The sequence below is a fragment of the Pseudomonas koreensis genome (assembly GCF_012986595.1).
GTDB lineage: Bacteria > Pseudomonadota > Gammaproteobacteria > Pseudomonadales > Pseudomonadaceae > Aquipseudomonas > Aquipseudomonas koreensis.
In genome coordinates this window covers 261,175-276,176 of sequence record NZ_JAAQYM010000006.1, presented here as the reverse complement: position 1 = coordinate 276,176, position 15,002 = coordinate 261,175, and the positions used below count along the sequence as shown (strand labels likewise).

Below are 15,002 nucleotides of genomic sequence, written 5' to 3'. Positions count from 1 at the left end.
GAAGCCTGAACAGCGGCTGTATAAGTGACAGATAAACGATTCGCCCACCGGTTTTTCATGTTCCTTTCACAAAAACCGGCATAACCTTAATTCCCATAGGTTCGGTAGTGGCTATGCCCCAACCTGCCGGGCAAATCGTGAAAAGTCAATCTATCCCCGACGTCATGCTTTTTTTGCCAAGTCATTGATGCAGGAGCGCTTTTCTGTGTCTACGCTGAAGTTGGATCCAACGGATCGTTAGTCCAACCTTTATTTTTTTTGCAATGAGGTGCCCATGAGTCAGGCGTTTCTCCCCTTCTCCCGCCCAAGTATTGGCGATGAGGAAATTGCCGCCGTCGAGCAGGTGTTGCGTTCGGGCTGGATCACGACGGGGCCGAAAAACCAGGCACTCGAAGAGCAGTTTGCGCGGTATGTCGGTTGCAAACATGCGGTGGCCTTGTCTTCGGCAACCGGCGGGATGCACATCACCTTGCTCGCGCTCGGCATTGGCCCGGGCGACGAAGTCATCACCCCGTCGCAGACCTGGGTCTCGACCGCCAACATGATCTCCCTGCTGGGCGCCAAACCGGTGTTCGTCGATGTCGACCGCGACACGCTGATGACCGACGCTGCGCGTATCGAAGCGGCCATCACTCCGCGGACCAAGGCAATCATCCCGGTGCACTATGCCGGTGCCGCGTTCGATCTCGATCCGCTGTATGCCTTGGCCGACAAACACGGCATTGCGGTCATCGAAGACGCCGCCCACGCCGCCGGCACCCGCTACAAGGGGCGTCACGTCGGTTCGCAAGGCACGGCGATTTTTTCCTTCCACGCGATCAAGAACATGACCTGTGCCGAAGGCGCGATGTTCGTCACCGACGACGAAGCCCTCGCCAGCCGCGTGCGCATGCTCAAATTCCACGGCCTGGGCGTCGATGCCTATGATCGCCTGACCGGCGGCCGCAAGCCTCAGGCGCAAGTGATGGAGCCGGGTTTCAAGTACAACCTGGCCGATATCAACGCCGCGATTGCCTTGGTGCAGTTGCAGCGCCTGGACGAAATCAACGCCCGTCGCACCGAACTGGCCACCGCCTACCTGCAAAAGTTCGAAGGCCTGCCGGTGCAACCACTGGCCCTGCCCGCCTACGCCCAGCAACACGCCTGGCACCTGTTCATCCTGCGCATCGACAGCGAACGCTGCGGCATGGACCGCGAAGCGTTCATGAAGGCGTTGCAGGATCAGGGCATCGGCACCGGTATCCATTTCATCGCCACCCACCTGCACACCTGGTATCGCCAGCGTGACCCCGACCTGTATCTGCCCAACACCGAATGGAACTCGGCGCGGCTGTGCTCGATTCCGCTGTTCCCCGACATGACCGATCAAGACCTTGATCGCGTGGTCGGTGCCATCGCACAAATCATGGAAAACCGCCTGTGAAACCTTATCCAATCCGTAGCGTGTCGATCGTCATCCCGGTCTACAACGAACAGGAAAGCCTGCCTGAACTGCTGCGCCGTACCGAGGCGGCCTGCCGCCAGCTGAAACACGATTTTGAAATCGTACTGGTCGACGACGGCAGCCGCGACGAATCGGCGAACATGCTCGAAGAAGCCGCCGGCCGTGAAAACAGCCCGTTCGTGGCAGTGATCCTCAACCGCAACTATGGTCAGCACGCCGCAATCATGGCCGGTTTCGAACAGTGCAAGGGCGACGTGGTGATCACCCTCGACGCCGACCTGCAGAACCCGCCGGAAGAAATTCCACGGCTGGTCGCCGAGGCCGAAAAAGGCTACGACGTGGTCGGCACCGTGCGTGGCAATCGCCAGGATTCAGCGTTGCGCCGCTACCCGTCGAAACTGATCAACCTCGCCGTGCAGCGCTCCACCGGCGTCGCCATGAGCGACTACGGCTGCATGCTGCGCGCCTACCGCCGCACCATCATCGACGCGATGCTCGCCTGCCGCGAGCGCAGCACGTTCATCCCGATCCTGGCCAACAGCTTCGCCCGCCACACCACCGAAATCGTCGTGGCCCACGCCGAGCGTGAACACGGTGACTCGAAATACAGCCCGATGCGCCTGATCAACCTGATGTTCGATCTGGTCACCTGCATGACCACCACCCCGCTGCGCCTGCTGAGCATCGTCGGCTTCGCCATGGCCGGTCTGGGTGTGCTGTTCGCCGCGGCGCTGATCATTCTGCGTCTGGCGTTCGGTGCCGGATGGGCCGGTGACGGCACCTTCGTGCTGTTCGCCGTGCTGTTCGTGTTCACCGGTGGTCAGTTCATCGGCATGGGGCTGCTGGGTGAATACCTGGGCCGCATGTACAGCGATGTGCGCGCCCGTCCACGTTTCTTCATCGAAAAGGTGTTGCGCAGCCAGCCGGCCGATCCGGCCCCTGCCGTCACCGTTGATGGTCTTTCTTCTACCGCTAATTCTTCCACTTCCGATCAGGTTCTCTCATGAGTGCAAAAACTGTTGTCTTCGCCTACCACGATATTGGCTGCGCCGGCATTGAAGCCCTGCTCAACAGCGGCTACGACATTGCAGCAGTGTTCACTCACGCCGATGATCCGAAAGAAAACGCGTTCTATGCGTCGGTTGCACAGCTGTGCGCCAACAAAGGCATTCCGGTACACGCGCCAGAAGACGCCAATCACCCGCTGTGGATCGAGCGCATCGCCAAGCTGGACCCGGAGTACATTTTCTCCTTCTACTACCGCAACCTGCTGAGCGAGCCACTGTTGGCCCTGGCGAAAAAAGGTGCGTTCAACCTGCACGGTTCGCTGCTGCCACGCTATCGCGGCCGCGCCCCGGCGAACTGGGTGCTGGTCAACGGCGAAACCGAAACCGGCGTGACCCTGCACCGCATGGTCAAGCGCGCTGATGCCGGCGCCATCGTTGCCCAGCAGCGCGTTGCCATCGAGCGCAGCGACACCGGCCTGACCCTGCACGCCAAACTGCGCACCGCCGCCAGCGACCTGCTGCGCGACACCCTGCCGAACATGCTGCAAGGCAAGATCACCGAAACCCCGCAGGACGAATCCAAGGCCACCGTATTCGGTCGCCGCACTCCAGCGGACGGCAAACTGGTCTGGGCCAAACCGGCCGAAGAACTGTTCAACCTGGTGCGCGCCGTGACCCGCCCTTACCCGGGCGCCTTCTGCGCCGTGGGCGAGCACAAGCTGATCGTCTGGAGCGCCGAGGTCGTCAAGGGCAACGAAGGCCAGGCGCCTGGCCGCGTGATCAGCGTCGATCCGCTGCGCATTGCCTGCGGTCAAGACTCGCTGGTGATCAACGCCGGTCAGCGCAACGACAACGGCCTGTACCTGAGCGGCCCGCAACTGGCCAACGAACTGGGTCTGGTGGATGGCTCGCTGCTGCGCGGTGCCGAATCCGGTCGTGCGCCACGTCGTACTCGCGTGCTGATCCTCGGGGTCAACGGCTTCATCGGTAACCACCTGTCCGAGCGCCTGCTGCGTGACGACCGCTACGAAGTCTACGGTTTGGACATCGGCTCCGACGCCATCGAGCGTCTGCGCAGCCACCCGAACTTCCACTTCGTCGAAGGCGACATCAGCATTCACTCCGAGTGGATCGAGTACCACATCAAGAAGTGCGACGTGGTCCTGCCGCTGGTGGCCATCGCCACCCCGATCGAATACACCCGCAACCCGCTGCGCGTATTCGAACTGGACTTCGAAGAGAACCTGAAACTGGTTCGCTACTGCGTCAAGTACAACAAGCGCGTGATCTTCCCGTCGACCTCGGAAGTCTATGGCATGTGCCAGGACAAGAACTTCGACGAAGACAGCTCGAACCTGATCGTTGGTCCGATCAACAAGCAGCGCTGGATCTACTCGGTTTCCAAGCAACTGCTGGACCGCGTGATCTGGGCTTACGGCGCCAAGGGCCTGAACTTCACCCTGTTCCGTCCGTTCAACTGGATGGGCCCGCGTCTGGACCGTCTGGATTCGGCGCGTATCGGCAGCTCCCGCGCCATCACCCAGCTGATCCTCAACCTGGTCGAAGGCACGCCAATCCGTCTGTTCGACGGCGGCGAGCAGAAGCGTTGCTTCACCGACATCGCTGACGGCGTCGAAGCACTGGCGCGCATCATCGATAACGACAACGACGTCTGCAACGGCCAGATCATCAACATCGGCAACCCGGACAACGAAGCCAGCATCCGTCAGTTGGGCGAAGAGCTGCTGCGTCAGTTCGAAGCGCATCCGCTGCGTCACAACTTCCCTCCGTTCGCCGGTTTCCGCGACGTGGAGAGCAAGGCGTTCTACGGTGCCGGTTACCAGGACGTGGAACACCGCAAGCCAAGCATTGCCAACGCCAAGCGCCTGCTGAACTGGGAGCCGACCGTGGAAATGCGCGAGACCATCGGCAACACCCTGGACTTCTTCCTGCGTGAAGCCATGCTCGAAATCGCGGACAAGAAGTAATGCAGGCAGGTCTTCGTATCGATGTCGACACCTACCGTGGCACCCGTGAAGGTGTGCCGCGGCTGCTGGAGATGCTCGACGAGGCGCAGGTCAAGGCAACGTTTTTCTTCAGTGTCGGCCCGGACAACATGGGCCGACATCTGTGGCGCCTGATCCGCCCGCAATTCCTCTGGAAAATGCTGCGCTCCAACGCTGCCGGCCTGTACGGCTGGGACATTCTGCTGGCCGGCACCGCCTGGCCGGGCAAACCGATTGGCCGTGATCTCGGGCACCTGATGCGTCAGGCCCGGGACGCCGGTCATGAAGTCGGCCTGCATTCCTGGGATCACCATGGCTGGCAGGCCAATGCCGGGCGCTGGAGCGACGCGCAACTGATCGAACAGATCCGTCGCGGCGTCGACACGTTGAGCGACATTATCGGTGAAAAGATCCAGTGTTCGGCCGCCGCCGGTTGGCGTGCGGACGAGCGCGTGATCGAGGCCAAACAGGCCTTCGGCTTTCGCTACAACAGCGATTGCCGGGGGCAGAGCCTGTTCCGTCCGCTGCTGGCGGACGGCACGCCGGGTACGCCGCAGATTCCAGTGGACCTGCCGACCTTCGACGAAGTCGTCGGCCCGCAGGTGGCGGCGAAGGACTTCAACGCCTTCATCCTCGACCGGTTCCGGCCGCAAGCACTCAACGTCTACACCATTCATGCCGAAGTAGAAGGGATTCTGATGGCTCAGGACTTTCGTCAATTGCTGGCCGATGCACGCCAGCGCCACATTGACTTCCAACCCTTGGGCAACTTGCTGCCCGAGTATTTCAACACCTTGCCCGTGGGCCGCGTGCAACGCGGTGCACTCGAAGGCCGTGAAGGCTGGCTGGGAGTGCAAGGCGCATGACCAAACGCTGGGCACTGCCGTTGTTGGTCGGACTTTGTCTGCTGGCCTATCTGTTGCCGTTGAGCACCCATGGCCTGTGGATCCCCGACGAAACCCGTTACGCACAGATCAGCCAGGACATGCTGCTGAGCGGCAACTGGGTATCGCCGCATTTCATGGGCCTGCGTTACTTCGAAAAACCGATTGCCGGCTACTGGATGATCGCCATCGGCCAGGAATTGTTCGGGCAGAACCTGTTCGGCGTGCGCTTCGCCTCGGCCCTCAGCACCGCGTTGAGTGTGCTGCTGGCCTATCTGGTCGCGCGCCGGTTGTGGAACGACCCGCGCAAGAGCTTCGTCTGCGCCCTGCTCTACATGAGCTTCACCGTGGTCGCCGGCCAGGCTGGGTACGCCAACCTCGATCCGCAGTTCACCTTCTGGGTCAACCTGAGTCTGGTGGCGCTGTGGTTTGCGCTCGACGGCAAAAGCACCGGACAACGTCTGGGCGCCTGGGCGCTGTTGGGGCTGGCTTGTGGCATGGGTTTCATGACCAAGGGCTTTCTCGCCTGGTTGCTGCCGGTACTGATCGCGCTGCCGTGGATGCTCTGGCAGAAACGCTGGCGCGAACTGCTGGTGTTCGGTCCGGTGGCGGTCGCCATCGCCATCATCGTCAGCCTGCCATGGGCACTGGCGGTGCACGCGCAGGAACCGGATTACTGGCGGTTCTTCTTCTGGCATGAACACATTCGTCGCTTTGCCGGGGACGATGCGCAGCACGACGCGCCGTGGTGGTTCTACCTGCCGCTGCTGGTCGCGTTCAGCCTGCCGTGGGTCGGTCTGTTGCCGACGGCCTTCAAGCAAGCCTGGCAAACCCGTGCCCAGCCGAAGATGGTGTTCCTGTTGTTGTGGCTGTTGCTGCCGCTGGGCTTTTTCAGCCTGAGCAACGGCAAGCTGCCGACCTACATCCTGCCGTGCCTGTTGCCGATGGCGCTGCTGCTGGGCAATGCGCTGGCCGATCGCTTGCGTCTGGAGCAAGGTCGCGCGCTGGGAATCAACGGTCTGCTGAACCTGCTGCTGGGCGTGGTCACGCTGATTGCACTGGTTTACCTGCAACTGAACAAACCGGTGTACGACCACGAGCTGCACAGCCTGGTGCTGGTGTTCATTGCCCTGATCGGCTGGATCATCGCCAACCTCGCCCAAGCGTTCCTCCCGCTGCAATGCTGGGCGGCGCCGGCGCTGGGCAGTCTGTTGCTGGCCGGGATCCTGCCGGCGGCATTGCCCAAATCGGTGGTGGCCAATAAAACCCCGGATCAGTTCATCCGTCATCACGTCACTGAACTGGCCGACGCCACACACCTGCTGAGCAACGATCTGGGCGCGGCGGCGGCATTGGCCTGGCGCATGAAACAACCGGAGGTCGCGCTGTACAACACGGTCGGCGAGCTCAAGTACGGCCTCTCCTACCCGGAAGGCGCTGCACGCCGGATCACCAAAGACACGGTTCAACAATGGGTACGTGAAGCGCGCCCTAGCGGAGCGGTCGGTGTGCTGATGCGCGTCAAGGGCCAGGACGAGCTCGAAGAGCTGGACCTGCTGCCCAAGGACGGCACCCGTTACGAATCGGGCAATCTGGTGATCATGGTGCTGCCCAAGGATCCGTCATGAGTGGGTTGCTGTTGCTGACGGCGTGCCTGCTGACCTGCCTTGGGCAAGTCGCGCAGAAATTCGCCGTGGAAAGCTGGCGCGGTGTCGAGTCGTCCTGGGCCGACAAACTGCGTTCGCCGTGGTTGTGGCTGGCGCTGTTTTCTCTCGGCAGCGGGCTGTTGGTCTGGCTTTTGGTGTTGCAGCGTCTTGAAGTGGGCATCGCTTACCCGATGCTCAGCCTCAATTTCGTGCTGATCACTCTGATCGCCCGCTTCGTCTTTCGCGAGCCCATCGACCGCCAGCATTGGCTGGGTGTGGCACTGGTGATCGGCGGCGTGGTTTTGCTGGGGCAACAGTCATGAGCAAAGCACGGGGTATCGGTTTTGCTCTGGCCAGCGTGGGCTTGGTCAGCAGTGCCCAACTGGGCATGCGCTGGAGCATGACGCGCCTGCCGCAGCCGGACCAATGGTTGACGGCGCTGAGCGCCGGCAGCGCTGATCTGACGGCATTGGCAGTGGTGGCGGCGGCGATTTTCGCCTACGCGCTGTCGATGCTCTGCTGGCTCGCGGCCTTGCGTGATCTGCCGCTGGGCCGGGCTTATTCGCTGTTGAGCATCAGCTACGCGCTGGTGTACCTGCTGGCGGCCAGTCTGCCGCTGTTCAACGAATCGTTCAGTTTCACTAAATCGCTGGGCGTGGCACTGGTCATGCTCGGGGTCATCACTATTAACACTCGTCCGTCTCGTGCGCCCGAATTCAGGAGTGCTCCATGAAAATCACAGTATTTGGTAGCGGTTATGTTGGCCTGGTGCAGGCCGCCGTGTTGGCCGAAGTCGGTCACGACGTCGTGTGCATGGACATCGATCAGAAGAAAGTCGAACTGCTGCGCCAGGGGCACGTCAGCATCTTCGAGCCGGGTCTGTCGAGCCTGGTGCGCGAAGGCCTGGACTCCGGCCGCCTGCATTTCACCTCCGATGAAAAACTCGCCGTACAACACGGTCGCGTCGCGTTCATCGCCGTCGGTACACCGTCCAGCGAGGACGGCTCGGCCGATCTGAAATACGTGCTGTCGGTGGGTGATGCGGTGGCGCGCCACCGTGAGCAGCCGCTGATCCTGGTGGAGAAATCCACCGTACCGGTCGGCACCGGCGACACCCTGCGTGCACACATTCAGGCCGCGCTGGCCAAGGCCGGTCGTGAACTGCAGTTCGATATCGTCTCCAACCCGGAATTTCTCAAGGAAGGTTCGGCGGTGTCCGACTGCCGTCGTCCGGACCGCATCGTCATCGGCTGTGAAGGTGACGAAGTGCAAGACGTGATGCGCGACCTGTACTCGCCGTTCAACCGCAACCACGACCGCATCATGTTCATGGACCTGCGCAGCGCCGAGCTGACCAAATACGCCGCCAACTGCATGCTGGCGACCAAAATCAGCTTCATCAACCAGATCGCCGAACTGGCCGAACACCTGGGCGCCGACATCGAATCGGTCCGTCAGGGCATCGGTGCCGACACGCGCATCGGTTATCACTTCATTTACCCGGGCTGCGGTTATGGCGGTTCGTGCTTCCCGAAAGACATGCGCGCGCTGATCCACAGTGCCGAGCAGGCGCATTGCTCCAGCGACCTGCTGCAAGCGGTCGAAGCGATCAACGAGCGTCAGAAGCACAAGCTGTTCGACCGCATCAATGCGTTCTACAAAGGTGATCTGCGCGGCAAGACCTTTGCCTTGTGGGGCCTGGCGTTCAAGCCGAACACCGACGACATGCGCGACGCGCCGAGCCGCGTGCTGCTCGATTCGCTGTTCGCCGCCGGCGCCAGTGTTCGCGCGTTCGACCCGGAAGCGATGCAGGAAACCCAGCATCTGTACCCGAACGAAGAAAAACTGATGCTGATGGGCACCCCGGAATCGGTGCTCGCAGGTTCCGATGCGCTGATCATCTGCACCGAATGGCAACAGTTCAAGGCGCCGGATTTCGACTTGATCGAGCAGCGTCTGAAAGCCCCGGTGATCTTCGACGGCCGCAACCTGTACGACGCCGAGCGTCTGGCGCGCGCTGGCTTCAAGTACTTCCCGATCGGCCGTGGTGATTCGCGCAAACTGCCGATGCCGCTGCAGCAGTGGCCCAACACTGCGGACGTCGCTTGATTACGTTGTCGCCTGTCATCCGCCGGCAGTCCCTGATCGCAGGGCTGCTGGCACTGCTGTTGTTTATCGCCGGGGTTTACGGACAGGCTCCCATTGGCTTCGATTCACGTTTCGTGCTGTTTGCCCAAGAGATGTTGAGGCACGGGCCGACAGTATTCCCCACCACCTACGGCCAACCGTATGCCGACTATTCGGCGCTTTCGACGCTGTTCATCTGGTTGTTGTCGCTGCCCTTCGGCGCGGTCAACACCCTGACCGCGTGGCTGCCCAGCGCGATTGCCGGCGCGGTGATCGTGAGCTTGATGTACCGCTTGCTGGCGGTGCATTCGCAGCGCTGGGCATTGATCAGCATTGCGCTGCTGATGCTCACCAGCACTTTTGTCACCGAAGTGCGCGCGGTGTCGCAAGACCTGATGCTCGCCGCCGTGGCGCTGTCGGTGTTTTACCTGGGCTATGCGCACGACCACTTCGGCTCGCGCCGTCGCTGGCCGCTGATTTTTCTCCTGTTGCTGTTGGGCTTCGGGATTCGCGGGCCCATCGGCCTGGTGGTGCCGACCGGCATGCTCTGCAGTTACTACCTGCTCAACCGTGAGTGGAAACGCCTGTTCGTGTTCGGCGTGATTGCTTCCGTGTTACTCGCAGCGTGTGTCGGCCTGCTGTTGTGGCTGGCGAAACTCAGCGGTGGCGAGGCGTTCCTGCAGGACGTGATCCGCATGCAATTCATGGGGCGCATGGACGGCACTGAAGGCGTCAGCGGTTCGCTGTATTACTTCACCAGTTCCATGGGCAACTACGCATTGGCGTACCCGCTGGCAATCCTGGCCCTGGCCGCGACCTGGCTGAGCAAACCGCATCAGCGTGGGCCGGCGTTGCGTCTGGTCCAGTACTGCGCGGCCGCCGGGTTGATCGTGATGGTCGGCCTGTCGATTCCACAGGCGAAAAAGGCGCGTTACCTGCTGCCGATGCTGCCGATGGCGGCGATCATTGCGGCGTACCCGTTCCAGGTCCTGCACGGGCGGGTGTTCCGCGTATTGCGTGGCGTGATTCAAGCGCTGTGGCTGCTGACGCCGGGGCTGCTGATGGTGGCGCTGCTGGTTGCCAGGCGCCGGTTTCCCGAGCAACTCAACGGCCTCACCCTGGTGCTGATCGTGCTCGGCGTCCTGCAATTGCTCGCGCTGTGGCGTTTGTGGGTCCCGCGCTGGCGTGCCGAAGTGTTGGCGTTGTGCTCGGTCCTGGCGTTGTGGACGGTGTATGCCGCGGTGTTCGAACCGGTGGAGCGGCGCCTGTACGACACGCAGGCGTTCAGCCGCGCCGCGTTCGCGCAGGTGCAACAGAACCCGGCACCGCTGGTGCTGCACGGCATGGGCAAAGACGCCAAGGCGATCAAGTTCATGGTCAACGTCGAGCAGGACCTGCAGCCGCAGTTCACCGAAACGGTGCAGCAACTCGAAGCCATCAAGGGCCCGGCCTGGCTGATGATGGACAGCAAGGACCAGCAATCGCTGCAAGGTACTTCGCTGGCCGGTCTGCAACCGGTGTTGTCGGGACGCTTCGACAAGAACGATTACGTGCTGTTGTACGTGAAACCCTTGTAGAGCTTGGCGAAGGCTGCGATCTTTTGCTTTTGGATCGCAGCCAGCGGCAGCGCCTACAAGGATTTTGTCATCATGAGTTTTGTTGTACGCCGGGCCCGGCCAAGTGATGCCGCCGCCCTCCCCGCCATTGAACGCTCGGCCGCCGAGCTGTTTCGCCTGGACCCAAGCCTCGCCTGGCTTGCCGAGGCCCCCGTACCCGATGCCGAACAGCACTTGCAGGCAATCTGCAGCGCTTGGGTGTGGGTGGCCGAACTCACTGATCAGCAACTTGGCGGATTTCTGCGGGCGGTGGAAATCGACAACCAATTGCATATCGAGGAACTGTCGGTCAGCCAACACTTTCAGGGCCAGGGAATGGGTCGCAAGTTGTTGTTGATGGCCATTGAGCACGCTGCCCGGCAGCAACTTCACGCCGTTACGCTGACAACATTTTCTGATCTGCCGTGGAACGCACCGTTTTATCAACGAATGGGCTTTAGCCGGTTAACCCCACAAGCAACACCGGCGCATTTAGTCGATGCATTAAACAGCGAAGCAGCCTGCGGATTGCCCATTGAACGGCGCTGCGCCATGCATCTTCAATTCAAACCGCAGCCTTGAGATTGACTCCCAAGGCCTGGGCAAACGCTTTGACCAGCGGACTGCGCACCGTGTTGTGCCGCAGGATCAGATTGAACGGCGTAACGATGTGAATCCGCTCCGGCAACAACGCACGAAACTGTCCGGCGGCGACCAGTGTTGCGGCGTAATGCTCGGGCAGAAAACCCACGAAACGCCCGGTCTTGATCAGCAATGCCACAGCCTCGACCTGAGTGGCAGAGGCGGAAAAACTGTCGTAGCGCGCATAGTTGAGTTTGTCGCGGTGGATCGCGTAGCGGTGGTTGACGCACTCGTAGTCCTGCAGCACATCACCGCTCATGTGCGTCTGCGGCATGTCGAACAGCGGATGGCCGAGCGCGCAGTAAACTTGCGAGCGTTCCTCATACAGCGGGTAATAATCAAACTCTTCTCGATGTTGATAAACCGGAACAATGCCGGCCACCAGGCGCCCCTCGACTACGCCTCTTTCAACTTCATCCAGTTGTGACGCCTGAAGTTGAAATCTTACTTTCGGCGACTCTTCATTCAACTTCTTCAACGCTGCAACTAACGGTGAATTCGGATCGCTGATCGTATTGTCGATTACGCCCACCCCCAAATCCCCGATAAGTTCGTTTTGTGCCGAACTAAGGCGGTCGCGGAAGTTATCGACAGAGGCAAACAGATCAATTGATGCCTGATACACCAGACGCCCTTCTTCGGTCAGGTGAAAGCCCTCGCGCCCACGGGTGCACAAGCGCATGCCGATACGAATTTCCAGGTCGGAAATCTGTTTGCTGATCGCCGCAAGGCCCACGTTCAGCTCATTTTGCGCCGCGCTGAAGCCTCCAGCCTCAACCACCGCCTTGAACACCTTGAGCAGTTTGAAGTCCAGGCCACTCAGCGCCAGCGGCGCGCGATGTGCGGTTTTCGATGGCGGGTTTCCGGAATTGGAAAGTGGGGTTTCCATAATGCTGATTTACCTCTGGCGCAATGTTCAACAATCTGTGTCCAACAACAAAAACATCGCCGACTAATAATAATGATCACAGAAAACTCGGCTTGGCAACTGCCAGAAAATCCCGAACATCAGTGCCAAATCACTGATCGACAAACATTAAAAGCTGACACTTCGATCAGCTCTCGCGACATTGCAACTGCCCTCTTGAAAACTGCTTGGCCTGAATCCGTCCGCTGATTGTTCAGCCGGTATTCGCAGGTCATGCACACCGATTTCAGTTCGCGTTACCGACGAGGAAAACAACAAATGTCTCAACCCACCGACCGTCTTTGGGGCGCCCGATTCAAAAGCGGCCCGTCCGCTGCCCTGGCGGCGCTGTCGCGTTGCCCTGAACGCTATTTCCGCCTGACCCCGTACGACCTCGCCGGCTCTAAGGCTCATGCCGGTGAACTGCAACGCGCCGGCCTGCTCACCGAAGAGGAAACCCGGACCATGCTCGCCGCGCTGGACGCCATCGGTGCCGACTTCCGCGCCGGCAGCATTGCCCCGACGCTGGATGACGAAGACGTGCACACGTTCATTGAACGCCTGCTCACCGAGCGACTCGGCGCGCTGGGCGGCAAGCTGCGCGCCGGTCGTTCGCGCAACGACCAGACCGCCAACGACCTGCGTCTGTTTCTGCGTGACCATGTGCGCACCCTGGCGGTCGAGGTGCTGGCGCTGCAACAGGCGCTGGTGCAGCAGGCCGAGCAGCACGTCGAAAGCATCTGCCCCGGTTTTACTCACTTGCAGCAGGCGCAACCGATCGTTTTTGCCCATCACTTGCTGGCCCACGCGCAATCGATGCTGCGTGATGTACAGCGTCTGGTCGATTGGGATGTCCGCACCTCGCTGTCGCCACTGGGTGCCGCAGCCATGGCCGGCTCCGCCATCGCTCGCCAGCCGCAGCAATCAGCCAGGGAAATGGGGTATGCCGGGGTCTGCGAGAACTCCATCGACGCCGTCGCCAGCCGTGATCACGTCGCCGAATTCCTGTTCATCGCCAGCATGCTCGGGATCAACATCTCGCGGCTTGCCGAAGAGTTTTGCCTGTGGTCGTCGCGCCAGTTCCGCTGGGTCGACCTGGACGACGCCTATGCCACCGGCAGTTCGATCATGCCGCAGAAGAAAAACCCGGACATCGCCGAACTGGCGCGGGGCAAGGCCGGGCGCTTGATCGGCAATCTGACCGGCCTGCTCTCGACGCTCAAGTCGCTGCCGCTGTCGTACAACCGCGACCTGAGCGAGGACAAGAACGGCGTGCTCGACAGTGTCGACACCTTGCTGCTGGTGCTCCCGGCGATGGCCGGGATGGTCGCGACCATGACCGTCAATGTTGAAGAGCTGCGGCGCCAGGCGCCGCTCGGTTTCACCCTCGCCACCGAAGTCGCCGACTGGCTGGCGGTGCGCGGTGTGCCGTTCAAGGAAGCGCACGAAATCACCGGCGCGCTGGTGCAGGCCTGCGAGAAACACGGCATCGAATTGTGGGAAGCCACGCCGGCGCTGCTGGCCGAGATCGATCCGCGCCTGAGCGCTGATGTACGCGACAGCCTCACGCTGGAAGCGGCCATTGCCGCGCGCAGTGGCTGGGGCGGAACCGCGCCGCAACAGGTGCGCGAACAGATCGGCCGCTTGAAAACCGCGCTCGCCGCGCAACAGCAATGGACCGAAAACTATCAGGGCTTCCGCCTCTGAAGCCGTCAACGCCAAACCCTGTGGGAGCGAGCCCGCTCGCGATAGCGGTGGGTCAGCCACACCAATGCTGCATGGGCTATCGCAATCGCGAGCAGGCTCACTCCTACAGGTGGAATGTGTTGGATTTGAAACAACAGTTCGGAGAAACACCATGAGCCAGACTCAGGCAGAGCGACTCCAGGCGGAGCGCAAACTGGCGGAAAACCAGTTCGATATCACCCAATACCAGCATGTGCCACGCCGCTATTACGGACGGATTTTCTTCGCCACGGTGATTGTGGTCGCCCTCATCGGGCTGGTGCGCGCCTTCGCCGAAGGCAAGATCGAATGGTCGTACATCGGCCAGTTCCTGACCTCCCAGGCGATCATGTGGGGCCTGTTCAACACCATCATCATGGCCGTATTGGCGATGGCGCTGGGTATCGTGTTCGGGGTGATCACGGCGATCATGCGCATGTCGGCCAATCCGATCCTGCGCTACGTGGCGCTGACCTACACCTGGCTGTTCCGCGGTACGCCGCTGATCCTGCAACTGCTGCTGTGGTTCAACCTGGCGCTGATTTTTCCCACCATCGGCATTCCCGGCCTGTTCGAACTCGACACCGTGAGCCTGATGACCCCGTTCGTGGCAGCGCTGCTTGGCTTGAGCATCAACCAGGGCGCCTACACCGCTGAAGTGGTGCGCGCCGGCCTGCTGTCGGTGGACACCGGGCAGTACGAAGCGGCCAAGTCGATCGGCATGCCGCGTCTGCAGGCGCTGCGCCGGATCATCTTGCCGCAGGCCATGCGCATCATTATTCCGCCGGTCGGCAACGAGTTCATCGGCATGGTCAAGATGACCTCGCTGGCGAGCGTGATCCAGTACTCGGAACTGCTCTACAACGCCCAGAACATCTACTACGCCAACGCCCGCGTGATGGAGCTGCTGATCGTTGCCGGCATCTGGTACCTGGCCACCGTCACTGTGCTGTCCTTCGGTCAAAGCCGTCTGGAGCGTCGTTTCGCTCGCGGCGCCGGCAAGCGTTCTTGAGGAGTCG

General features: G+C 61.2%; 12 protein-coding genes and 1 pseudogene. 12 read left to right on the top strand and 1 reads right to left on the bottom strand.

Going from position 1 to position 15,002, the window contains the following annotated elements:
• The first annotated feature begins 274 nt into the window (after positions 1-274).
• From arnB to HBN98_RS19955, 10 genes and pseudogenes are all read left to right on the top strand, one after another.
• Positions 275-1,423, top strand: coding sequence for a UDP-4-amino-4-deoxy-L-arabinose aminotransferase (arnB, locus tag HBN98_RS20000; RefSeq protein WP_083369140.1), 1,149 nt, complete (start codon positions 275-277; stop codon positions 1,421-1,423).
• The gene (gene arnC / locus HBN98_RS19995) at positions 1,420-2,451 is read left to right on the top strand and encodes an undecaprenyl-phosphate 4-deoxy-4-formamido-L-arabinose transferase (RefSeq protein ID WP_064587513.1); all 1,032 of its coding nucleotides are present in this window, start codon (positions 1,420-1,422) and stop codon (positions 2,449-2,451) included. The genes arnB and arnC overlap by 4 nt, the downstream gene beginning before the upstream one ends.
• Positions 2,448-4,439, top strand: a complete 1,992-nt coding sequence (arnA, locus tag HBN98_RS19990; RefSeq protein ID WP_064587512.1) for a bifunctional UDP-4-amino-4-deoxy-L-arabinose formyltransferase/UDP-glucuronic acid oxidase ArnA — start codon at positions 2,448-2,450, stop codon at positions 4,437-4,439. Before arnC ends, arnA begins: the two co-directional genes overlap by 4 nt.
• Positions 4,439-5,323 carry a 4-deoxy-4-formamido-L-arabinose-phosphoundecaprenol deformylase gene (arnD, locus tag HBN98_RS19985; RefSeq protein WP_083369141.1) on the top strand — a complete coding sequence of 295 codons (885 nt, stop codon included), beginning with the start codon at positions 4,439-4,441 and terminating at the stop codon, positions 5,321-5,323. Before arnA ends, arnD begins: the two co-directional genes overlap by 1 nt.
• A complete protein-coding gene (gene arnT, locus HBN98_RS19980) occupies positions 5,320-6,969 on the top strand; it encodes a lipid IV(A) 4-amino-4-deoxy-L-arabinosyltransferase (protein WP_083369142.1) in 1,650 nt (549 codons plus the stop codon). The genes arnD and arnT overlap by 4 nt, the downstream gene beginning before the upstream one ends.
• Positions 6,966-7,310 (top strand): 4-amino-4-deoxy-L-arabinose-phosphoundecaprenol flippase subunit ArnE, encoded by a 345-nt coding sequence (gene arnE / locus HBN98_RS19975; RefSeq protein ID WP_064587509.1) that lies wholly within the window; start codon positions 6,966-6,968, stop codon positions 7,308-7,310. Before arnT ends, arnE begins: the two co-directional genes overlap by 4 nt.
• A complete protein-coding gene (arnF, locus tag HBN98_RS19970; protein ID WP_083369143.1) occupies positions 7,307-7,720 on the top strand; it encodes a 4-amino-4-deoxy-L-arabinose-phosphoundecaprenol flippase subunit ArnF in 414 nt (137 codons plus the stop codon). The genes arnE and arnF overlap by 4 nt, the downstream gene beginning before the upstream one ends.
• A pseudogene (locus tag HBN98_RS19965) lies at positions 7,717-9,098 on the top strand (UDP-glucose dehydrogenase family protein); the annotation flags it as partial. The gene arnF and the pseudogene HBN98_RS19965, both read left to right, overlap by 4 nt.
• Positions 9,093-10,691 (top strand): ArnT family glycosyltransferase, encoded by a 1,599-nt coding sequence (locus HBN98_RS19960; protein WP_083369145.1) that lies wholly within the window; start codon positions 9,093-9,095, stop codon positions 10,689-10,691. The pseudogene HBN98_RS19965 and the gene HBN98_RS19960, both read left to right, overlap by 6 nt.
• A gap of 72 nt (positions 10,692-10,763) precedes the next feature.
• Positions 10,764-11,291: a GNAT family N-acetyltransferase gene (locus tag HBN98_RS19955; protein WP_083369447.1), complete on the top strand. Its 528-nt coding sequence runs from the start codon at positions 10,764-10,766 to the stop codon at positions 11,289-11,291.
• Here the strand turns inward: HBN98_RS19955 and HBN98_RS19950 are convergent.
• Complete coding sequence (locus HBN98_RS19950; protein WP_083369146.1) at positions 11,275-12,240, bottom strand: LysR family transcriptional regulator; 966 nt, start codon at positions 12,238-12,240, stop codon at positions 11,275-11,277. The genes HBN98_RS19955 and HBN98_RS19950 overlap by 17 nt on opposite strands.
• Before the next feature lie 297 nt (positions 12,241-12,537).
• Between HBN98_RS19950 and argH the strand changes: the two genes are divergently transcribed.
• Complete coding sequence (gene argH, locus HBN98_RS19945; RefSeq protein WP_083369147.1) at positions 12,538-13,965, top strand: argininosuccinate lyase; 1,428 nt, start codon at positions 12,538-12,540, stop codon at positions 13,963-13,965.
• A gap of 151 nt (positions 13,966-14,116) precedes the next feature.
• Positions 14,117-14,995: an amino acid ABC transporter permease gene (locus HBN98_RS19940; RefSeq protein WP_083369148.1), complete on the top strand. Its 879-nt coding sequence runs from the start codon at positions 14,117-14,119 to the stop codon at positions 14,993-14,995.
• Positions 14,996-15,002: the final 7 nt, after the last annotated feature.

Excerpts from the sequence above, each read along its gene's own strand:
- arnA (WP_064587512.1), top strand. The coding sequence starts at position 2,448 with ATGAGTGCAAAAACTGTTGTCTTCGCCTACCACGATATTGGCTGCGCC.
- arnF (WP_083369143.1), top strand. The coding sequence starts at position 7,307 with ATGAGCAAAGCACGGGGTATCGGTTTTGCTCTGGCCAGCGTGGGCTTG.
- arnE (WP_064587509.1), top strand. The coding sequence starts at position 6,966 with ATGAGTGGGTTGCTGTTGCTGACGGCGTGCCTGCTGACCTGCCTTGGG.
- HBN98_RS19950 (WP_083369146.1), bottom strand. The coding sequence starts at position 12,240 with ATGGAAACCCCACTTTCCAATTCCGGAAACCCGCCATCGAAAACCGCA.
- arnD (WP_083369141.1), top strand. The coding sequence starts at position 4,439 with ATGCAGGCAGGTCTTCGTATCGATGTCGACACCTACCGTGGCACCCGT.
- arnB (WP_083369140.1), top strand. The coding sequence starts at position 275 with ATGAGTCAGGCGTTTCTCCCCTTCTCCCGCCCAAGTATTGGCGATGAG.
- HBN98_RS19955 (WP_083369447.1), top strand. The coding sequence starts at position 10,764 with ATGAGTTTTGTTGTACGCCGGGCCCGGCCAAGTGATGCCGCCGCCCTC.
- argH (WP_083369147.1), top strand. The coding sequence starts at position 12,538 with ATGTCTCAACCCACCGACCGTCTTTGGGGCGCCCGATTCAAAAGCGGC.
- HBN98_RS19940 (WP_083369148.1), top strand. The coding sequence starts at position 14,117 with ATGAGCCAGACTCAGGCAGAGCGACTCCAGGCGGAGCGCAAACTGGCG.
- arnT (WP_083369142.1), top strand. The coding sequence starts at position 5,320 with ATGACCAAACGCTGGGCACTGCCGTTGTTGGTCGGACTTTGTCTGCTG.